This is a genomic window from Novipirellula rosea, from assembly GCF_039541335.1.
Classification (GTDB): Bacteria; Planctomycetota; Planctomycetia; order Pirellulales; family Pirellulaceae; genus Novipirellula; species Novipirellula rosea.
This window is the reverse complement of record NZ_BAABGA010000060.1, coordinates 26,033-50,585: the sequence shown is the minus strand read 5'-3', so window position 1 is coordinate 50,585 and position 24,553 is coordinate 26,033. Positions and strand designations below refer to the sequence as shown.

Below are 24,553 nucleotides of genomic sequence, written 5' to 3'. Positions count from 1 at the left end.
TCGAATCAGGGCAAGAACAAAAATTCGTTACTGTTAAACAGCGCTCGGCAAAGTGATTGCAGTCCGTAATCGCGAACGACGGGGATCGCGTCGGAGACCTCTTCCGCCGCGGGTTCTCGGTTTAGTGCAATCTGGTACACGCGGCGAATCTGTGACTCGAGTTCGTCCGAATTCGATTCAGATTTCACTCTGCTCGCGAACGCTTCGGATTGCTCGATCGTGAAGCGACTGTTGAACAGATTCAGGGCTTGAATCGGCGTGGTCGACTCGATTCGCCGAGCGGTACTCTGTCCGCCATCGGGACAATCAAACGCGCCAAACACGGCATCGCGTTCGCGGCGGACCTTGTGAGCGTAAATCATTCGTCTGAGCCCGTCGCCGCTGAACGACTCGACCGGAGTGAACCCGGACAAACCGCCACGCTGGTTAAACAGATTAAATCCGCGTCCGCCCATCTTGTAATCCAGTCGGCCGCCGGTCATCAGCATCGCATCGCGGATCGTTTCGGCATCCAAGCGACGCGTGGGGAAACGCCACAGCAACCGTCCGTCGGCATCCGTCGCAAACGCATCCTCATCGAACTGGGTTGATTGCCGATAGGTGGCTGATAAGACGATCGTGCGGTGCATTTGCTTGACCGACCAGCCAGAGTCGATGAATTGCTGTGCCATCCAATCCAACAGTTCGGGGTGTGTTGGTTTCGTTCCCATCCGGCCAAAATCGCTGGCGGTTTCGACGATCCCCATCCCAAAGTGACTTTGCCAAATCCGGTTCACCATCACGCGAGCGGTCAGCGGGTTGGCCGGATCGATGATCCAGTCCGCCAGCACGGCTCGCCGCTGTTGCTCGGGCGCGTCGACGGGTAGCGAGACCGATCCGAATGAAGCCAGCACCGTGGGTGGCACCAAGTCCTCGGGTTGCTCGGGGTCACCTCGGCGAAGCAAATGAATGGCGTCGGGGGTGCGGAATTTACCGGCAAACGCCAATGGAATTTCAGCTAAGCTGGCAATCCGCTTTTCCAGTTCCGTCCTGCGGTGGTGAAGCTTGGTCGCTTGTGCAGCTTCGTCGGCGGCGAGTCCTTCGGTCGAAAACGCAGCCGGCTTGGACTTGCCCGCGTCAAACGGAGCTCGATCCGACGCATCGGCGACCGTTGTCCACGCTCCATTTTCGTCCGCTATTTCGATCGTGTACTCCGTCGCCAACCGGTCGGCGAATTTGCCTTCGCGATCGCGGCCCCAGGCGACGCGGTCGATTTCCGCTGTTTCGGCAAGCTCGATCTCAACCCAGCCTGCGCCGGTTTGATTGGACATCCAGCTTCGCGAATTGCCGTAGCGTCCGTCGTTGATAAACCGCAGCTCGTGACGATTCTTTTGAGTTTTGTTGCCCGACGATGTGATGGTCGCACCGCGATTGTCCAATGCGAGATTGTTGCCCGCGGTATCAAAGATCTCCAGCTCGTCGATACACGGTTCTAACTTGTTGGTCGCGTGGATCGTGAACCGCACTCGTTTGGTTTGCACCGGGGCGAAACGGTCGGTATTCAGTCGTGCGTTGATAGCGGGACGCACGGCTGCGGAACCAGCCAGCGGTGTGAAGCGAGCAAGTTGGTTATCGAGATCGGTCAGTTGCTGTTTCAGCTTCGCCGACTCGCTGCGTCGCGACTTGGCTTCGGCGGGATCAAGTTCACGATCAGCATATTCGACTCCGGCAACAAACGCCTGCATCGCGTAATAGTCGTGCTGCGAGATCGGATCAAATTTGTGGTCATGACAGCGTGCACAGCCGACGCTCAAACCTAGAAACGTTTGGGTGATGTTGACGACGATCTCATCAATCGAATCTTGCCGTGCCAAACGCTTTGACGGTTCGTCTTTGCCGATCTGTCCCGGCAACAACACCGATGCGGTGATCAGAAATCCGGTCGCCGCATTCTGATCCAATGCATCGCCAACGATTTGTTCACGAATAAATTGGTCATAGGGAGTGTCATTGTTAAAAGCATCAATGACGTAGTCACGATAGGGCCACGCGTTTGGCCGTTCCGTGTTGACTTCGAATCCGTGCGTATCGGCATACCGCACGACGTCCAACCAATGTTGAGCCCAACGTTCGCCGTAGCGAGGCGATTGCAGCAAGCGGTCCACCACGGCTTCGTAGGCAGTGTCATCATCGCCCACCGCTTGCAGAAACGCATCCACATCCTCGGGCGTCGGTGGCAAGCCGGTCAAATCCAAGGTCACTCGTCGCAGCCAGACACGCGGATCGGCGGGTGGCGCGGGGGCGAGTCCTTCGCTTTCTAGGCGAGCGAGCACAAAGCGGTCCAGATCGCTGCGAGGCCAAGCGGTCTCATCGACGGCCGGTGCAACCGCGTCCGAAATCGGATGGAACGACCAGTGATCGAGTCGATCCTCGAGCACAGCGAGGTCAACGCCATCGGGCCAGACCGCATTTTGTTCGACCCAGCGAGTCAAGGTCGCGATCTCGGCAGGCGAGAGCGGATGGTCGCCGGGCGGCATCCGTGAATCTTCGTCGTCGCTGCTGACCAGTTCAATCAGCGGGCTGTCGTCCACGTCGCCTGGAACCACCAACTCGCCATAGCCATCGCCCCCTTTGAACGCTTCGGATTTGATATCCAGTCGCAGACCGCTCTTTTGCTTCGATTCGCCGTGACAGGAATAGCAATGTTTTTCAAAAATCGGCCGAACATCGCGAACGAAATCGACGACTTCGGCTGCAGCTTGGCTTTGCAGAATGCAGGCGAGCACGACGAAGGCGAGAGCTCTTTTCATGGGATTTCTCAGCACCATTGGCAAGCGACACAGGGTGCATCGTCGGGGAGGGTAGGATTCGGACAGGGCGAGGCTACTATCTTACCCTCAAATGCGACGGCGTGCTGCTGATTTAGCGGCACGCGGTGAGATGGCTGCGGCGAAGCGGGTTAGGTGGGTTTGAGGCAACGCTGCAGTGAGGCGCTGAGCGTGCTTCACCTCTTCGTGCTTTACCCTCCCAGCTAGCGTCGGGAGGGTCGGAAAACGAGTCCACAGCGAGTTTTCCGGGGAGGGCTTCGTCGCAGCTAAATGGAACGCTTTATCTCTAACACTCCGAGGCCCCACCCAGAGCTTGCTCCGCTCGCTCTGACCTCCCCAAAACAAGTTTGGGGGAGGTGAAGAATGCTGAGCGAAACTTTACTTCAGCTAACAGCATCGCCGCTACTTACGCAGGCGGCTTGGGGCGTTTTGATCGCAGAGCGATCAACGACAATCGATATTAGAACAGCGTGACCAGGTCGTTGTCGCCGCGACGCTCGCGACGGTCGTCGCTCAACTCGGTGAAGAACGCGTCTTGGCCGCGATCGCCATCGGAATTGTCGGTCGCTCCGTCGCTCGAGATCGCATTGGAGAGATCGCTGATCAACGTCGCCAAACGATCGGCCACTGACAAGCCCGTTCCGGACCAGCGATCGAGGATCACGTCGGGGTCGGTCTTTCCAGCATCGGTTCTCATGAACTCGGTGATCATTAAATCATCGCCATCGCCGCCGTCGAGCCGATCGGCTCCCCAACCACCAACGAGCACATCGTCGCCGTCGAAACCATACAGCCGGTCATCACCTGCACCGCCGTCCAGGAAGTCGTCTGCCGCACCGCCACGGATCTTGTCATCACCAGCACCGCCAAACAGCCGCACTGGAATCGCCAGTTGACGATCCGCCGAGAGGTCATCACTGCCTTCGCCACCGTACACATCGATGCGGCTGATGTTGGTGTACGTGGTTCTTGTCCACGCATCACCACGACTGTGACGGACTTCGACCGAGTTGGGTTCGCGGCGAACGTCTTGCAGCTTGATGTCATCATTGAACTGACTACCGCCCAAGATCAAAATTGATTGCCCAGGATGATCTGGATCGGGGACGATGCGAATGTCTTGCACGTCCAGCGAAACCGATGCCGTGCCCAACCCATTCTCACTGTCGGTCGCGGTCAGAGTCGCGGTGTACGTCCCGGCTAGTGCGGGCAAGAATTCAAAACTGGCTCCCTTGCCAATCGCCACGGTTTCCCCGGCGGCGTTTTTCACTTCCCATAACAAACGCGGCGTCGCTCCGGTTGGCAGATCCGTGATCGCTCCGGAAAGTACCATCGGTTGTCCCGTGACGGCAACGGTTGTTCCAGTCAACGATGCGGTACGAGCCACCGGGGGTGCGGGGGCATCGGGTTCACCATCGCCGCCATCGGATCCGCTACCCGATCCGCCGACGGCCCAGCCCGCTAAATTGTCGGCTCCGTTGGCCGCATCCAACAACAACTGGGTCGTCGTTGGTGTCAGCGTCGACGAGACGATAACGCCCATCGCATCACTCAAATCGAGTCGAGGATAGTCACCACCATCACGACGAATTTCGTTGTTGCCGGTGCCACCACGGAGGCTGTCGTTGCCGTTGCCACCGAGGACGACATCATCGCCCGCTTCGCCATTGAGATTGTCGTCACCGCCACTGCCCATCAGCACATCGTTGCCGTCGCCACCGGTGATAGAATCGCCACTGATCGACGCATTGACTCGCCGGAGCACGGGATTATCGACAAACGCTTCCATCGCATCATCGACGTACGCGACGACGTAGCCGGATCGACGCAGGGTCACGGATTGACCAGGATTGTTGACAACAAACGGCGCGACGACCGAAGCGTTGTCACCGAGCAGTGTGTCGTCACCCACATTGCCATCAATGTCGTCTTCGCCGATTTCCCAGCGACCATCGATGGCGTTGTGACGCGACTCGGGAGCCATCGCGTCGGTCGTTGACGCGGCGTGACGCTCTCGGCCTAAGTGAGTATCAAAGCTTCGCGGCACATCGTTACGATCCGCGTCGGAATATTGCTCCAACACCACTTCGACATGAGCATCCAAATCACGCAGCTCGGTCGCGGTCGTCGGTGTGTCCAACACCAACGGAGCGGCGATGACGCCATAGTCGCCGATCACCAAGTCCGCTCCATCGTCGCCTTGGATATCGTCATTGTCGAGCTCGCGATCAAGCGACGGAACATAGGCGATCCGGTCCAAGGGAGTTCGACGACCGAGTTCAGCGTCCATTTTCATGAGCCGTAGACCACGTCGTTCGGCAAGTTCACGTTCCTGCTCGCGAGCTTCGGTCCACAATTGCGTTTCGACCGCTTCGATTTCATCCGCCGTCAGTCCTTCGACAATCTTTGCGTTCGGCAAATCGGCCGTCGTTCCAGTGATCAGCGGAGCCACAATTTTCGCATCACCACCGACGATCGTATCGTCACCTTCATCGCCGCGAATAACGTCGTTACCGACGATGATTTGGTGGTGCTCGACAAAATCGATTCCAAATCCGCTGACCGCAGGCAACGACGGGCGAGCGGCCGCGGCGTCGGCAAGCAAGCGATCGATCACCCCAAGGTGAGCGACGCTGAGCAACTGCGATGCGTCATCGGCGATCGTTTCGAGGTCCGCCAAATGCTGCTGTAGAGCAGCCGATTTGACGACGACTGATTCGCTGCCCGAAAGCGTGCGAGTGATCGGCAGGGCGTAGGTGGCATTGTCGCCAACCAGCGTGTCGTCGCCGTTGCCGCCTTCGAGCCGGTCGTTGCCCACTTCGATTCGCTGTTGGTTATTGACCAAATGATCGATTTCGAAGTTCACAACGCTTTGGTCCAGTGCAAGTCCTTCGAACGCGTACACCACACCCGCGACCGCGCCAGTTGCTCGATCGATCGCTTCGTTGATCGGAGTGAGTCCGGTTTGCAGGTCACTACTGACGATCATCTTGTCGCCAAACAGCAAATCGGCACCATCGTCACCAAACAGCGAATCATTGCCATCGAGTTCACCGGCGTGGTCGATGAAGTGAGGCGTCATCGAAATCGCCGGTGAGAGCAACAAATCGTCGCTGGTCTTCAAATCGTCTTGCCCGACGATCTCGGCAAGCTTTTTGTTAACGCTGGTCACACGATCCCAACGAGGACGCTCGGCCACCAAGTCGCCTGGTTCGGCTACCATCTCGGGCACAACCACTTGCCCAAATCCAGGCAATTCCACCGTGATCCCGGACAATTGGTTTGCTGTCGCATCAACGCCAATCAAGCGGATCGAGTCGATCATTTGCGGCAGATCGGTTTCCATCGGAGCGGTGTTGATGCCGTGATCGCCGATCAGGGTGTCGTTGCCATTGCCACCACGCAGCGTATCGTCGCCGCGTTGGCCCAGCACGATATCGTCCCCATCGCCACCGTCGACGATGTCATCGTCCGCATCGACCAAGTCGATCAGAATTGCCACGGTTTGCCACTGGCCAGTCAGGTCGTCGGTGTTTTTCCACCCGTTCGATAGATTGACGCCGGACAGCAAGACGCGGTCGGCGGCGAGCAAACGAGCAGCCAAGTCGGCTGGCGGATTCGCCAGCCCCGTCGGGTCGATCGGAATGATATCGGTGATGCGTCCGATTTCTTCGGTCAACAAATCGCGGTGCCACGTGCCGTCGCTGTTCAATTGCGGAGTGCCATCGTCATTGAAATCACGAAGGATCTGGCCTGCGTCGGCAAGAATAAAGTCTTGTCCACCGTCGCCAAAGATCGTGTCGCTGCCGAGCCCGCCGATGATCTCGTCATCGTCGTCACCACCATGAATTTCGTCGTCACCGCGTTGGCCGCGAAGGATGTCCATCCCGCCACTGCCTCGCAGCGTATCATTGCCTTGGATCAGATCACGATCATCAAACGGTTGAACTTCGCGAATCACGATCGAGTCAAACGGAGCGAGGTAGGTTTCCCAAGTGCCCAGCCCGACACTCAGCAGCGTCCGCGTGATGATCCCGTTGTCGCCGAGGATTACGTCGGCTTCGTCACCGCCGTCGATCGTATCGTCGCCATCGGCACCAAATGGCACATTATGTCCGCCGACGATATCGTCTTGGCCTGTGCCACCGTTGATGGTGTCATTGGCTTGGCCGCCAAAGATAAAGTCGTCGCCACCATCGCCGTCGATTTGGTCGTCTCCGCCACCATCGGCTGCGGTGATAAAGCGGCTGACGACATTGCGATCGACGGGGCGTCGGTAGTCGATTTCGGCATGATCGCCAAACAGGATGTCATAGCCATCGCCGCCGTGAATCTCGTCGCCAGCGGTACCACCAATGATAATGTCATCGCCGGAACCGCCCTGAATCGTATCGACATCCCCGAGGGTCGGATCGATGGTAATGATTTGATCCAGCGTCGTCGGATCGGAATCAAACGCGGTAAATTCGACTCGCCCGTTATCCCCGAGGATCACGTCTTGCAAATCGCCTCCGGTGATATGATCCGAACCGCTACCGCCAAGCAAGATATTAAAGGCGTTGCCCGCGGTGATGGTGTCATCGCCACCGATGTTGGTTGTGGTGGTGGCGACATGCGTACGAATGCCGCTGGTCGGATCAAAGAGGGCGATTCCCTCATCGCCGATCACGATATCGGGCAGTGTGTCGCCGCCGGCCAACAGCGTATCATTACCGGCACCGCCAAAGATAATCTTCTCGCCTTCGCCCGCCGTGATGAAATCGTCGCTGCCGTGCGTCGGTTCATTGGTTTCGAGCTGCACCAGGATCGACACACCGGCCGATACACCGGCCGATACATCAAAGTCGGCGTTGCCGTTGTCGCCCACGATCAGATCGTTACCGGATTCGCCGGTTAGCGCGGCCGCGGTGCGATCAAAATTAACGTAATCGGTCCCAAAGCCGGCGAAGATGATATCGTTATCCTCGTCGCCCGAAATCATGTCGCTGCCGCCGATCGACGGCGATTTGGTACGAACCGATTGCACCAAACTTGCAACGGCCGTTCCTGTGACCGGAGTCACGGCGGCCCGATCGATCACGCCGGTATCGCCAAGCAAGATATCGTTGCCTTGTTGGCCCGACAAATCATCGTCGCCGGCACCGCCAAAGATTTGGTCGTCGCCGAGCCCGCCACGGATCACATCGTTACCACCGGCGGCATCGTTAACCGTCAGGATCAAATTGGCTTGCCGAACCACGCCATCGGTTTGGTTCTCGGGATATGTCGAGATGCGATAGGTGCTGGTGACGTCGAGCGTTTCAGTAAAGTCCGGCGTAATACTGAGCGAGGTTGCATCGCCACCGGTGATCAATCGCGGCGTTTGCAGGAACCCGGTGCCGTTGTTGATATCGACATACAGACCGACCAACCCAATATCGAAGCCATCGGCGATTGGGAATGCCGCGTTCGCATCGACCAGGTTCGCGTCGTTACCGAAATCGCCGGTCACCGTGCCGCTGATCGGCTGAGGTGTCGTTCCCAAACGCGTGACGATCGGGTGATTTCCGTTGCCATCATCGTCGCCAAAGAAATCGACACGTCCTTGGTCACCGAACAGGATGTCTTTGCCGTCGCCGCCAATGATTCGGTCATCGCCGAGTCCACCAAACGCAACGATACCGAGAGTCGATCCGCTGGCGTCAATCGTATCGTCACCGTCTTGGGCGTTGACTGCGAAGGCACCATCGGCCTGGTTCGTGATCGTGTAGGTATCGCCAGAGACTGGAATTTCGCTCCACACTCCATCCAACCAAAGAGTGTCGGCGGTATTGTCAAGGATCGTTCGTTGCTGCACGCTGCCGGCGGCATTGGTCATCGTCATTTTGAACCCGATCATGCTGTCGTCGCTGCCAAACGGTGACGTTGCATCGACCAGCTTGGTGAACTCGGTTGCTGATGCATTCGCACCGCTGGTCACGGTTCCGCCGGTGATTACAGCATCATCCAGCTCGTTCAGCTGGACGTTGACCACATCGCCCTTGCGATTGGTTACAGGCCAATAAACATCGTCGCCGGAATTGAGGAACGTCCATGTTTGATAGGTCTCGTCGGCGGCCGTGTTCGGATCATCACGACGAGTGTGAGTGCCAAGCACGTGGAAATCGTTGTTGCCGCTGCCCAAATCGATCTGCAGCACTTCCAAGTTTCCGTAGCTGATTCCGCCAGCACGCATCCGGCCACCGATGGTGATATCCGGCCCCATGTTCAGTCCCCACAAACGGGAATCGGTCAGATAGCCGGTGCTGTCCGCCGGGCTGTCCTCGTCGTGAATGAACATGTAGTCGACCGAGTTGGATTCGGTAACGAAGAAATTCAAACTTTCCGAAGTGATGGCGTAGCTCTTGATCAAGTCGTCCGAGCGGATAAAGAATCCATCGATGTCGGCAGCGATTACGGTAAAGTCGGCTGCGACCGTGATTGTGATCACGTCGTTGCCATTGTCGACGGCACTCAATATTTCACCTTCGCCGGTTTTCACGCCGGCTGCATCGGTGACTTCCAAGTAGCGACCAAGCAGGTCATCCGCACTACCGATCCCCAGCTTCAATTGCTGTTCACGCGAGAGCGTCACCTCGACATCCGACGTCGCTCCGGGAGTGATCGTGCCTACGGTGTTGCCGCCGATGCCAAAACGCTCGTTCAAACTCAGCGTGATTTTGCCACCAATCGCGGTCGCTGCGGTGATCAAGCGGAATTGGCCCACGACCGGATCATTCGGGCTGCCCGTGGTCGCCGATGGGAACACGCTCAACCAGTCGGTGGTCGGATACGTCGCGACCACTTCGATCGTTTTACCGACCAGGTCACTGACGTTACTGAGATCCGATGCCAGACCCAACTGCGTCAATTGCTCCGTCGTCAGCACAGGCAGGTTCACATCCAAGCCATTGACCGACTCGACGTCGCCGGTTTTCTGTTTGACATTGGTTTCGTAAGGGAATTTTTCTGGAGGTCCGATGCCGACCAACGAACCTTCGCCACCGGCGCCATCGACGACGACTGGGCCAAGGATCTCGCTGAGCGTGTTAGGTCCGTCGGCGAACACCTTGGTATCGCCACCGTCAACCTTGGCATCGTCGATCGCTCGCACACCGATGCGAACCGGAGTGTCCCAGTTCGATTCATCAAAGCTGATGATCAAATTGTCGGGATTGCTCGGATCGACACGCACTCGGTCGGTCGGCAGACCGTCCAAGTTGTAGATCGTGACCTGTTTCGCATCGGTCCGAACACCGCCGGTGCGAGTGGTCTTGGTGATTTCCGGAGTCACGGTGACTTCGACGCGTCCCGAACCGGTGCCGTCGTCGGGAGCGGCAGTCAGCACCAATTCATAACTGTCCGTTTCGAACGATTCGATCGTGCTGGACGTCACCAACAAGACCGCGGGCGTCGTGGTGGTACTTAATTGATACGTCCCGGTCGAACCGCCAGCGGCCTGGGCCGACACATAATAAGTGCCGGAAATGGTAGGCACGTAGGTGATCCGAGCGTTGCGATTGGTCGCACCATCGACATCATCGTTGGTGATGATTTCGTTTCCGTTGCTATCGATCAATCGCAGTAGCGGGTTCGCGAGCGTTCCATGACCGGTCGCGGAACCTTGCATATCGAAGGTATAGATGTTGCCAACCGACATCGAGACGGCATACCAATCTTGATCGCCCCCCGAATCGATCCAAGTGACGGAGGAATCGGGAACATACAAGCGTGCCGGTGTCGTGGCGTCGCCAGGAATGTCGTGAGTGAACTGGGTGCTCAGCGTGTAACTGCCAGTGCGATTGGAGTAACCGCCTGCTGACAACACATACATTCCGGAGGTGCTGGGGGTGAACACCAGACGCGAATTCAATCCAACGCCACCGTCATCGTTGTGAGCGACGCGTCGGTTGGAACTATCAAACAGCCACAGATACGGATCGGGATTGGATCCTTTGCCGGTCGCCGAACCCTCGAGGTCAAACGTGTAGCTCGTTCCTGCGACCAGGTATACCTGGTGGGCTTCGCGTTGGTAAGCGACGGCGATCGTGCCGGTTGCCGTGCCAGGAACTGAGAAACCCGCGACCACATCGTTCGAGATCGTCAGCGTGCTGGTGTTGTCCAGCGACACGCTCCAGGTGCGGTCCAGCGTCAACGTGGTGGCGGTATTGCGAATGATCGTGGCGGTTTGTCCTGCACCGCTGCCACCGGATACGGTGACGGTTCGATCGACAAGGCTATTGTCGGCAAACGAAGCCCCGCTGAATTCAATCGTCAAGAACGAAGCGGCTCCTTCGACCACATCGGTTGACCCATCGGTTTCGCGCACTAGCACCGTTGGTGCGTCCGCATCACTGGTGCGGACCAGCACCGGTTGCGTGAACACGTCCTGGTACCCAGGATTGTTGTACGTGTAGCTGACGTGCAGATCGCTGCCCAACACGGTCGTGATATCGCCCCCGGCGCGGAACACGATCTTGTTGCTGATCGATTGCCACACGGGCTTGCTTGCCGTGCCCGAGGGTACTAGCGGATCGTATTGGCTCAGAGTTTGACCATTGTAGGTCACCGAAGTGATCGACAGTGGCTGTTTGCTTAGCCCGACAAACTCAACCGACTCCCCATCGGCAATCTTAAAATCATCGGTCCTATTGAGCACCGCATCGACGTCGGCCGAAGTCGTTACAAATTGGATCAGATTGGTATGAAAACCTTCTCGCAGAAGATCATGCGAGCCGACCACGACGACTTGTTGAGCGGTGTTCCAGTTCGCGGAATCGAACGTCAACACGTTCCCAGCAATGGGGCTGCCGTCCAGATTCTGCAGCGTCAATTGCGTGCCATCGTATTGCAGCGTGACGTTCACCGCCGCGGTCGGTTGACGTGAAAGTTTGACAAGTACCACGTCGCGTTCGCCCAAGTGATCACCGTCACCTCCTTCGATCACCGAGGTAATCGTGTCAAAGTCCTTAACCACGGAACCGGTGACGCTCGAATTGATCCCCTTGGTCTCATCGACAATCAAGCTGGCTTCGTCGTTGTCGTGAATTTCCACACCAACGCTGGCGACCGCCAAACCGTCGTAACGAGCGATCCGATACAAACTTTCTCCGGCGACTGGATTGGTTCGCCAATCTCCATTCAATATCAATGTCGTGCTGTTCAATGCCCCCAGCACCAAACGCTGCTGGCCAGCACCCGGGCCGCCAACGATTTCGATCGTAGCGCCGCGTAGCCCTTCGGGACCGAAATCGGGATCGGTAAAGTCCGCAGCACTCGCAGTAAAGGTCGTTCGCGTATCCAATTCCGCGGGGAAGCTTGGATCGACAGGCAACCCCACCGGGCTTTCGTTGATCCCGGTGACTTTGCCGATCAACGCATCGTCGATGCGAATTTGGAATTTGCTGTCGACATCGGGCGAATCGCCTTGCTTCCAGCCTCGGTCGAGTGTCAGATTCAGATCACCGAGAACCCCTTTGTGGAACGTCGCCGTGCTGGCGTCAGCGGTAAACTGCAAATCAAACGAGACCCGCGAGGTGCCGTAGTAACCATCAAAATTGTTCACGTTTGCCGACGGCGTAAATGACAAATCAATGTGCCCATCGTCGAGCATCGCTTGCAATTGTGCTTGCGTTAGCGCAATCGACGCCGTCATCGGTGTAAACCAGCGTCCATCGCTGCCACTGAAGAACGATTGGATTTCGCTACCATCGACGTTGACGGTCAAGTATTCGCTGGTTTGATCAAAGTCACCTTGCACGGTGATTTTGAGGATGGCCCCCGAGGTGACATCCACTCGCTGGTCTCCCGGTGTCAAATCCAAGGCGAACGTCGCGACATTGGGCGAGTAGATTGCGGTTTGCGAACCAGTCAAGGTAACATTGCCTTCGGCACCGGTAATGAACCGGCTCTGCCCCGTGCCCAAACCGTCGACGATCGTGACTTGGCGACCGAGCAGATCGTCAATGCTGTCCAAAAACGGGTTCGTCGGATCCAACGGATCGATGATCGAGAAGGTGGCATTGGCTGCTGACAACGGATTGCCCGACAATGTGGTGCCGTCCAAGTCGATGGAATAGCTGCTGGCCACATCGGGCAGCTGGCTGCCCGCCAACCATGATCGATCCACGGTCAATTGCATGTTCCCGTCGACCAATCGAGCGTCTTCGATCCGGCGTTCTTGCACGGTCACGCCGTCGGCCAGAGTGACTCGAATGGTTTCGCCCAGGAATTTGTAGAACGGTTCGTTGGTGGCAATCGTGATCGTCGGCTGATCAACCACGGCCATCGGTTGCCCTTCGACGGATGCTGCACTGGAAACGACTAAGTGATTGACGACTGCGGATTGTTTGCCTTCCAAAGCGGCATCGTTGTAAGTGAACGATGCACTTTCGGACAATTCAGGCCGTGTGAACAACAGCCCCGTGTCCTGTTGAGTGACCCCGTCGGCGCGAATTTCCACTCGTTGAGGGATCATCCAATTATCGGCGGTGAATCGCAGGGTCACAGCCGAACCATCGGCCTTTTCCTCCGCTCCGCTCGCCGGACTGGATAAACGGAACGCCAGTGCACCGAGTTCGCGTCGGTCGGGACTCGGCAGTGGGGCGAGTGCTTTGACGAGCACATCAAAACCAAGCAGCGGGGCTCGCGTGAGCACGACTTCGTAATAATCCAGCAGCGATGCATCATCCGTCGATGACGTCTCGCTGATGATGCTCGATCCACCACTGGTGCGAATCGAGACAAACGGTTCATCGTTGTCGGCGACATTCGTGGAAACGCCAAACAACTTCAAATCTTGGTAACGCAAATCGTTCGAAAAGGTGACATCGTTGGCGATGATCCCACTGTGGCCGAGCAAGTCATTGCTAACGACCGGCGGTGTGTCGCCCGACATATTGAAGGTGTCTTCGCCAAGCCCACCAAACAATTCGGTCAAGAACGTGACCGAGGTGCTTTGCACAAAGAAGCGATCATTGCCCTCGGCACCATCCACACGCAGCGATTCAATGTTGGTAAAATCGATCGTCAATCCGGCACCGTAAACCCCGGCATTGGTAATGACAAAATCGTCGCCGAATTCGGTCCCGATCACGGTCAGCGTGTCAAATCCGTCGCCTCCGTTGATATGAACCGGTGCATTGACGGCGTATTGCACAAGGTCCGCTCCGGCACCGCCGGTGATATCGGTGCGAGCACGTTCGGGTTCGCGTGAACCGACCAGTGCAAACGCACGGACTTCGAAATCGTCGTCCCCTTCGTCACCGTTTAGCGACAACACGGCCTTGTTGTGGAACACGACAAAGCGATCGTTGCCAAGTCCGCCATTGACTGTCATTGGCGAACTGATGCCGTTGGACAGAAAACCGCGAGTGGTTTCGATGGTGGCAAACACATCGTCGACCGAAACGTTGGCGTCTTCTTCGTTTCGTTGACTGCGGAACAATTGGCCGATTTGGAAGGTGTCTTCGCCTCCTTCGCCATTGAGCGTGATTTCGGCGGCGGTATCGTCGGCGGCAAAGTAATCATTGCCAAGGCCTCCGTTAACCACAATTCGCTCGACGCCAAGGTAGTTGATCCGCTGGACGGCGGGATCGTAGGCGGGATCGGTCGGAGCGTGATCAGGATCGCTCAACATCGCGACGAACGCGTTGGATCCACTGACGCTGGCTCGCAACAGGAAGTGGTCATCAAACAGTGTCCCGATAGCGACAAAGATATCGGTGTCTTCGGCTGGCCCGCTCTCGACAATTTTGATCAGCGAGTTGGCTTTTCCAGCGACGAACAGCACTTGATAGGTATCGTCACCGGATTGGCCATCGAGGATATCGTTGCCATCGCGTGATTTGATCAAATCGTCGCCATCGCCTCCTTGGATCCGGTCGCTGGCCAAACCGCCATCGAGCGTATCGTTTTCGGATCCCCCTTGTAGCAAGTCATTGTGTTGTTCGCCGTACAGCGAGTCGGCGCCCGCGCCACCATCGATGGTGTCGTTACCGAAACCGCCAAACAGCAAATCGTCGCCATCTTCGCCGTACAGTGTGTCGGCATCGCGTCCGCCTTCGATGCGGTCACGTTGGGCACCACCGCGAAGCGTGTCGCGACCGATACCGCCCAGGATAATGTCGACGCCCGTACCACCTTGGATCGTGTCGTTGCCGGTTCCGCCATCGATTAGATCGTCGCCATCGCCGCCATCGATATCGTCGTCGTCTCGCCAACCGCGAATGATATCCGGTCCCGCGCCACCGCGAAGCGTATCCGCTCCGTCGCCTCCGAACAGGATATCTGCTCCGGTTAGCACCCCTGCTTCGTCGTCACCCCACAGCGTGTCGTCACCGCCGGCGCCATCGAGAATATCGTCGCCGCTACCGCCAACCAATTTGTCGTTGCCCGAACCGCCGACCAGGATGTCATTGCCGTCGCCGCCATTCAGATCGACGCTTAAAAACACATTGGGCATGACAAATACACTGTCATTTCCCGTTCCGCCAACGCCTGTGATGCGAACCACGTCTTTGAATTCTTGGTGGAAATGACGTCCTGAGACCACGATGTTTTGTCGCCCGGAATCATCGGGCGCACTGGAGGCACCGATGTACAGTGCGGTGTCTTGACCGTCATGGAATACGAGCGTCAGCACGCCGTCGCCGCCTCGATTCCCTAGCACGATCGCCGAGTACTCAGCGGGATTCACTGGGATCGTAAACCCAATGGTGATCAGGTTCACGCGGATATCGATCAACTTGAAACCGATCGGCAGCAGTGGAAAATCGCTGGCAGAATGGGTCAGAAAAATCCCGACCTTCACACTGGCGAAGACATCTGCGCGGACTTCGATCCGCAGCCCATCATCAAACGCATCGTCTCCGTCGCCGGAATAAGTCCCCGCAGAATAGTTTTGCGTAAAGCTGGTCAGAATATCGAATTCATTCGCGCGGACACGTCCATCGCCGTTGGGGTCGTGAAAGTTTTGATCCTGGCCGAGATGCAGCGACAACTCAAAACCCACACGGGCTTGGATAAAGTCCTTCAGCGCTCCGCCAGCGATCACCAAAAACGGGTCGACAAAAACACCGAGGCCGACGCCTCCGAGAATTCGCACTTGCGGTTCATCCATCCGCGTGCTGGCGCCGCTGGCCCCGAGTCCGCTGGCGGCACCCGATTGGCTGCCTGCTCCGACGTTCAAATTTCCGATCGCGCTAGGATTCGGTTCGACGCCTTCGAAATCGTCAAAGTAGAATCCATCGACGATATCGTCCGCGTTGCCGGTAATGCCAAGCCGTTTCAACCCGGTGGTGTCAAAGGCCATTGTGTAATCGGCGCGGGCTTCGAAAGAAACCGAGATAAACGGCACCGCATACTTGTAGGAATCCAGTGGTTTACCGACGACCTTGGCGACCGCTTTGTTGACGAGCGTTCCAATCGTACTTTCCCACGTCAATGGTTGCAAATGATACAAGATCAACGACAACTCGGGAGTGCTATAGGTCATCAGATGGCTGTCTGCTTCGGAGCGTCCATCGAATCCGGTTTCACCGAGCAATAACCCAAACGACTCTTCAAAAATCGGCAACGCGATCGCGTCATACGTCAATCCGGATCCTTGTTGAAAGTGATCGTTGTTGATGATTTTGTTCGTGAACCCACCGATCCCCTCGACTTTCTTTCGTCCAGGCAATAATTGGGTGGCCACCAAACTTTGCGCCGCCTCGTGAGCCGAGCTCGACGTGTCGCGAGCGATCGCTGCGATTTGACCTAGGATCGAACCGGATCGCGAACCATCCGCGTTCTGCACGGCGATATCACTGCCACGGAATCCGACAAACGACCCTGTGGTCGCAAACGTTCCGCCGCTGATCGTCAGCACGGTATCGCTGACCGAAGCGATCGTATACGTCCCTGGATTGTTGTCTCCGGTGATACGGATCGTTTGCCCGACGGCAAAGCCGGCGTCGATCCATGTGGCACTCTCGGCACTTGTCAATGTGATCGTGGTCGCTGAAAAGTTCACGTCGATCGCGCCGGCCATCCGCAGCGGCTTGTCTTTGAGCGATCCAAAGCTTCGTTCGGCGTTGACGCTGGGGTCAAACAAATCGCCCGATTGGCCTCGCGCCACCGATCCATCGACAACGAAGCTGCCGATATCGATCCACTCTTCACCGGTCAACATCATAATCGGCAGCAAGGTGATGTCGTCGAATTCTCGGTTTTCAAACAGATCCGAAAAGAATTCACCGATCGCGTCACGTTCGAACGGTTTGCCTCCGTCGGCCAACGCACGAAGCGCTGTGGCGGCACCGGTGAAGTCCCCGATCTGAGTCTCGCCGCCAAACGTGCCGGGAGCACTCGCGTAGGAGGTCTTGCCAAACAACAGCGACACAATCGGCATCGCCTCGCTCTGCAAAAAGACCAAAAGTGGATCGACCGCTTCCAGTGCGACGCTCATCCGAGTGATCGCAGGACCTAGAAAATCGCGAACGAAACCGACCACCTCGAACTGAACATCATTGAATGCGATCGACGGCGTGCTCGTTTCGCTGAGCAACGACGACGTCACATCCCAATCCCAATTCGTGATATCCAATTGCATGCGATACGGCGGAAACGCGGCGCCGGTAGGCAGATCGGTCTCTAGATCCAATGAAATCGGGTTTACTGTGAACTCCGCTCCCACCTTCTCGCTGATACTCAACAACGTTGGCAGCGGGGCCGCACTGAATCCAGTTTGCGGAATGTTGGGAAACGGGGCTGCGGCAATCAGATCGTTCAGTGACAACCGCGGGGTGCCGATGACCGAAGGATCCAAGAAATCGATTACAAACGTGCCGGACATCTCGGATTGTTGTGGCGTTTGATCCCAAACACGAAACGGCAACACACCCATCGTGGCGGTCATGCCATGCAGTTCATCCTTTCGCACAATACCGGTCGACGAGGTTTCGTTTTGCAGTACGGTGTCGACTGTGATCGTTCGTCCCGAAGGATCAATTGCAAGGATGGTGTAGACACCGTTGTTATTACTCGTGCCGGTGATTGTGATCGAATCACCGAGACGAAAACCATCGTCGACCCAACTACCGCTGCTGCGAGTGATCTCGTCACGCAGATCGATCGTAAACGTCTGAGGTGGCAGATTCGCAAACTCGAGTAACTTCGGCGTGAAGTTTTCGGTCACGTCGGTGAACGTCAAACTAGGGCGTCCGGTCAGCGAGACCTGATACACCTCGATGCTGATACCACTTTTCGGTCCTTCGGCGACCACGCGGTCAAGCGAACTGGAGGTCGGAGCAAGATTGGCGTCGGTCGACTCGAGCGTTAATTCCAAACCGAACGGATCGATCGAGGCGATCACATATTGGCCGTTATTGGCGTCCGAATGACGAACCTCGATGATTTGGCCGATGCGGAATCCATCGAGGATCCAATTGCCGCGATCACGGCTGATCTTGGGTGCTCCGGTCACTGGATTGGTGAACGTCAATTGAGGGTCGCCCGTCATCGACACGGCCGCTTGCGGCAATGCGACGTCCAGGACAATCTCTAGATCATTGGCACGCTGGACGTCGATGTAGACGCCATCCGCAATGCTGACACCGACCGACAACGGCAGGTGAAATCCGAACATGACATCGGCGAGTGCGTCAATTTCCAACCCCAGCCCCGGCAACAACAGATCAAGATCGACCGGGGACTCGAGCGTTTCCGTCGGAGCGACCAAGTCCATTTGAAACTCGACTCCGACGACGAGTTCGCGTCCCTCTACCGTCACTGAATCGGTGACCATTTTGACATCGTCGATGTTGACGACACTGTCGCCGGACGCAGGGTCGTTTTGTAACCAATCGAAACCTCCGGGACCAAACGCGTCAAAAATGCCTTGACGCACCGAGTCGATCGAAATCGATTTGCCATACAAATTCAAGTTGTCGACAACCGAATCACGCATCTGCAACAGAAAATCGGCGGCCTCGGCCAATTGGTTGCCGACCAACGGCAATTCATTCCCCAACAGCGACGTGTCTAGCGCCGCGTCAAGCTTGGTGAATAGGTCGTAAAACCCAAGCTTAAATCCGTCCATCGTGTCGGAGAGCGAGAAATTCTTGGTCAGATCCTCGAATGTGGGCCAGTTGCCGTCGCCGCCGACAAGGTTCGTCGTCAGCGAACTGCTGCCGCCGGCGGGAGCGTTGATATTGCTGACGCTGGCGGTAATGAACGGCACCGTCGTGGGCGCATCGCTGGGGATCACTTGCTCAGGAAAGGCTAGTTCAAATTGGGCATCCAATTCACCTGCCACCTGGATCGCCGTCGACGCAGCCGAAGCAGCATTCCGCGCTTCGCTTGGCGATGTCAACGTGGTGTTGGTTTGCAGGTCGACCGTGTAGGTGGCCGGCGCGGTGGAGGCCCCTTCACCGTCAGCGTCCAGAATTACATAACCACTAATGACTTGAGCGGGCAGACTGCCCAGCAGCGTGGTGAAGGTCAACGCATCATCATTCACACCTTGAATGTCAAACGAAGCTTCGGTGCCCGAACCGGATCCAGCGGCTCCGGCTAGAAACGGCGATGGAGCATTTGGATCGGACAAATCAATCCCGAGGCTGACTTCAACCACCCCGTCCGCATCAACTTGCATCGGGGCAGCGCTAAGTGTATCGACGATCGCAGCGACCTTCTGCAGTCCCTGAGCCGTTAAATCGATCCCCAACTTGGTCAAATCCAAGGAAACCGGAAGCGTCGTGCTGATCGCGTCGAGATCAAGCTGCAAATCGAGCATCAAATGTTTGTTCGCTGCATCGAAACTTAACCCCGCAACCAGCGAGGCACCTTCCAAAGGCGCGGACAATTGAGCATTCAGCGACTGTAGCGACTTGGGTTGCAGTTCCTCAGGCAACGCTTTTAGTTCTTGCACCCGTTCCTGGAACGCTTTGCCAAAACCAAACAACTCTCCGAGACTTTTCGAGAAGCCCGGCAACCGATCCGCCAGCTTCGATTGCGTCTGAAGTTCGACAAGGTAATCGCCCACCGAATCGAGATAATCAAACATATCGGCGAGCGTGAGGTGCTCGACGGCGACAAGCAGACTTTGAACATCATCCACTCCGGGGATGACCGGCGTGACGATTTCAAGATTGTCACGCACGTTGTACAGGTTGCTGATATCGACTTCGAAATCGGTTTTCAGCCCACTGCTGACTCCCGTGATCGCGGGCACCGGCTGCAGCTTCATGTTCAGATCGAGCGAGTTGGTGAAGTTCACCTGGTCGTTGACTAACCAAGGGAACGGGTTGCCCAAACCGCCCCACAATTGACCCACCGTTGCTGGTTCCAACGTCAACGATGCCGCGACATTGGATGTCGCACTCGCAATCGTCAAATCCGAAAAATCGACCGCTAACGCGCCGTAATGTCCACTACCACTGGCCCCCGATGCGGAAACATCCAGATCAAATTGCAGCGTCGGTGTCGAATCGGACAGGACCTTCAAGTGGGCTGCTGCGGTGTCACCGTGCAACGGATCGCCTCCGAGCAGCTTCGCCGGTGACTTCAGCTCGATCACAAACTCGGGATCCAATTCGTTGCCGGCCGGGGTGCTGAAATCAACGTTCACCTCCGAACCGCTGGCCAACCCAAGATCGGTCGCGGCAAAACTGCCTCCGGCATTGGCGACCGTAAACGTCGACACTGCGCCGGCTCGTCCGCGATCGATCAGCGAGATCGTCCCAGTTCCTGAATCGGTAAAGACTTCGAAATCAGCCGTCGTCACGCCGGCACTCGTGGCGGCGTCCGCAATTCGGCCCGCCAAATCATTGATCGTCACGGGCGGCACACTGCCATCAAGATCGACACCAAACGACGCGCCTCCTCCGCTGAGAGTGATGGTTAAATCAGCGGCAGTCGTGCCGTTGGTGCGAACCACCACGCCACCATTGCCGTCAAACAGCCGCGAGTCGGAAACGGAGGCTTGATCCTTTGCCTCGGAGGCTAAACCAAGGCTGACGCGGGCTCCGGAATTGTTCAGCGATGCGACAATCAGCTCGTTAGCGATCGTGTATGTCGAAGTCGCATCGATCGCGGTGTCCCAATCGGAATCCAACGTCAACGTATCGGCGGTGTTGGCAATGATCGTTGCACTTTGCCCTGCGCCGGTGCCACCGGTGATCGTCACGACGCGTCCCACCAAAGCGTCTGCGGCAAACGATGTAAACGCAGCGGTGTCCAAAAGTTCGTCGGCTGCGGCGCCGCTTTCCGCTGTGCCGGTAATCGAGGCTGCGGTTGACGTCCGATCCACCAACACGATCCCCGCATCGGCAATCTGTACATCAAAATCCCAACCCGTTGAGAACGACGATGAACTCGGCAGCGTCAAACCGGCCGCCGTCGCTGCCGCTTCGATCTTGCCAATCAAGTCACCCAGTGTCACCAATGAATGTTCAATCGCGGTCAACGTGCTGCCGCCGAAGTTGCGTTGTTCTGCTGTACCGTCAATGCCGAGTGAGGCGGCGGACGTACCGGTCACTGCCAAAGCGGGCGCGCCGACCGGCGTCGTCGCATCGATCAAACTGAGCGTGCCACGCGCCGCATCAAGGCTGGCGAACCCCGTCAAACGGCTTGACACTTCGTAGTTGTCGCCAGCGGTGGGTGGCGTGTTCCAATCGCTGCTCAGCGTCAATGTGTCGGCGGTGTTGGCGGTGATCGTCGCAGTTTGCTCGCCGACAACCACTTGACGCCCCACCAAGCTATCGACCGCTCCGAAGGGTGCCGAGGAATCGATCAACTGATTCGCGGTGGCGCCTGCTGCGACGGTCCCGGTGATCGCGTCGGCGGCATCGGCGGCGGCTCCGATGGCTTCGACCAATTCACCCAGCGTCGCGGGTGCCGCGCTGGTCGAAGCCACCGCAGCATCCAAATCGACGTCAAAGGTAGTGCCATCGTTCAAAGTGAACTGCAAGTCGGCGTTGGCATCGCCCGAAGTCGGCACGCCCGCGCCTGCGTTGAGGCTTGCCAGTGTGACGGAGGCGAGCGTCGGATCAAAATCAACAGCGAACGTGGTCCCATCGGCAAGATGAACGCGAATGTCGTCGACACCTTCGAGCAGTGCGATGCCGGCACCCAAGTTTAACTGCGAAATCGGCGTCGATGACGAAAGCGGCGTGTCGAAGCCGACGTTCGTCAACGCGAGTTCGAACGGCAGATGCAGCGTCGCGGTGGGATTCAAAAGATCGATACCGCTTGTCGTGCTCAAACCACTCAGCGATCCAAAATCGGGCAGGTTCAGCGTGTCGGTTGAATCCGCAAAGGTCTTAGCGATGTCAAGCGTGAAACGGAACGTCGACGTCGACGCGTCGTAGCTCATTGGACCTACGGTCGTGTAGGCGGAACCGCCACCGGTGGGCAGCGAGAGCATCTGCTGAAGCGTTGCAAAGTTTGCGCCGGGGTTGGGTGCTAATTGAATCACCGATTCGTCAGTGTCATCGCCGACGACGTCCTTCTTCACCGCAACCGCGGTCAAACCCAACTTGGCGGCCGCTGCGTAATCCTCGCTCGATCCATCCTGTTTGGCGGTCACATGAAACTTGTCACTGTCCGACGCACCACTGGTTTTATCGACCAAAAACAATGCACCATCGGATTCGGTGATGACCTCAAATTTCGCGGTCCCTGGCGATGCAGTTTGGATACGGCTTGCGACATCGGCCAATGTCGCGGTGCCATCGAGATCGACATCAAACGCAGTCCCGTCACGCAAAGTGACCGTGAATTCGGGAGCACTATCACCGCTGGTCCCCAACAATGAACTCAATGTTTCGCCCGACTCAGGCACCCCGACGATGTCGGTTAGCGGCGTGGTGGCGGTGTGCGGTGGCAATTCGATTCGCTTGAGAAACTCGTCCTCGTACAAACCGTCGACGTTAACCAAATCACCGAGGATGGTGGTGGTCCCCAACAACAGTCGCTCATTCTCAAATGTCTTCGAACCCAACACGTCCAAGTAGCTGCCGAACTGCTGCATCACTTGCAGCACCGATTTTGCGTTGAGGTTGTAAAAGTCCTCGATCCCTAGCGAAGTCAAGTTTTCGCTGAACGTTGGTGTGGTGGCACTGAACAAATCGTCGCTGAAATGAATTGTTGCGGGGGTGCCATCGGTGACCCCCGTCACGCCGGTTGCCGTAGCGTAAAGGTCGATGTCCAGCTGTGCGGTCGCAGCGGTGTCCAAGGCGAGGACGTTCACTCGATTTGCGTTTTGCAGTTCGTTGATCCGCAGCACTCCGTCGGACGCGCCGCCGTTGGTGCCGTCCATCCCCATCAACGCTTGGGTATTCAATGTGGTGTCGACATCCAAAACGATCGTGCTGGACGCACTCGCCGGCCCGTGCGGCCCGACGCCCAAGCCAAGCAGCCCCGCATTGAGGTCAAACGAGGCATTGGTGACGTTTACGTCAGCAGTGACGCTGATATCGTTGTCAAAATCAGCAAAGAAGAACGGCGTGGCGGTGGCATCCACGCCAACGCTGAAATCCCACTGAAACCCAGTGGTCAGGTTGGCGGTCACGCCAGAGGTCGTCATCCATTCCTCGAGCGCCCCATCGAGCCCCCGGATGGTCTCGCCAAGATCAAGCGAAACAGCCGAGTGCGTCACCGACGCGACGACGCTGAGGTCCAGCGTCATCACATCTCCGCTCATCACTCCGCTTGCGCCGACCGTAAACGTCAAATTGCCGGGACCGGAGTAGCTGCTGCCGCTGAGCGAGTCCAAGGCAGTTAGCAGCCCAACCAAGTCGGGATCATCCGACCCTAGGCTAGAAAAATAGGCCGCGATGGGCTGCGTCAGAGATTGGTCGAGAATCTCGCCGATCGGTAGGTAATCACCGATCGATTGCCCTACCAGCTCGATTTTCTCGCCCAGCTTGTCAAACGACTCAAGCTCGCCACCCAAGTCTGCTAGTTCATCGAGCCCATCATTGAGTGCGTCTTGGGCGGCGGTTTGATCCAAGACAAGTGGCAGCCCCGAAAAACTGCTGGCCGCTGCATAGCTGACTTCGCTCGAATCACTCGCTTGGACGACGACGTTTCCACCGGACTGAGTCACCCCTAAGGTGGCGCTAACGTCCGAGAAGTCGACGGTGCCGCCACCGGCGTCGACGATCGTCGCGGTGCCCCAAGCATCATCAAACCTGAACGTGTCGCTGCCAGAACCTCCGTTGAGCGTTGTCGATTTGCCAGCGAAGTTTTTCAGCGTGATCACGTCGTTGCCGCCGTCCGCATTGACGTTCACCCCTGTGATTGACCCGATCGCGATCGTGACTTTATTGGGATCACTATCGGAATCTGCTATTCCACTGGCCGTGATCGGACTGTTATTAGAGATCACATAGTTGCCACCCGAAACTTCGATCACGAAGTCATCGTTCGCGTCGGTATTGTCGGTCACCAGCAAGCGATTGCTGCTGAGCGAAACATCCGCCGCCAGTAGACGGCGAAGTTCGAGCGATTCAAACGACGATCGTCGTGCGGCGAGCCGGTTGCGAGATTTTTTCTTGGCTAACGACTTCCGAGCGGTGGCATGACGAGAGCGACGGCGCAGCTGAGCAAGGAGTGAGTCGAGTTTCATCGCTGAAAATCCCAAATCCATTCGGGTCAAATGGTCGACGCCGGCCCTCATGGCCGACGCTTCTCGGTCAGAATCAAAGCGAGCTTGAGGCAAACTTCGAAAATTTCTGACCTTC

Annotated in this window: 2 protein-coding genes; both read right to left on the bottom strand. The window is 57.1% G+C overall.

All coding sequences use genetic code 11. The features are described from left to right. Positions 1-5: 5 nt before the first annotated feature. Positions 6-2,789 carry a DUF1553 domain-containing protein gene (locus ABD971_RS22645; protein WP_345325825.1) on the bottom strand — a complete coding sequence of 928 codons (2,784 nt, stop codon included), beginning with the start codon at positions 2,787-2,789 and terminating at the stop codon, positions 6-8. Between the two features lie 478 nt (positions 2,790-3,267). Then, complete coding sequence (locus ABD971_RS22640; protein ID WP_345325823.1) at positions 3,268-24,438, bottom strand: hypothetical protein; 21,171 nt, start codon at positions 24,436-24,438, stop codon at positions 3,268-3,270. Between the last annotated feature and the right edge of the window lie 115 nt (positions 24,439-24,553).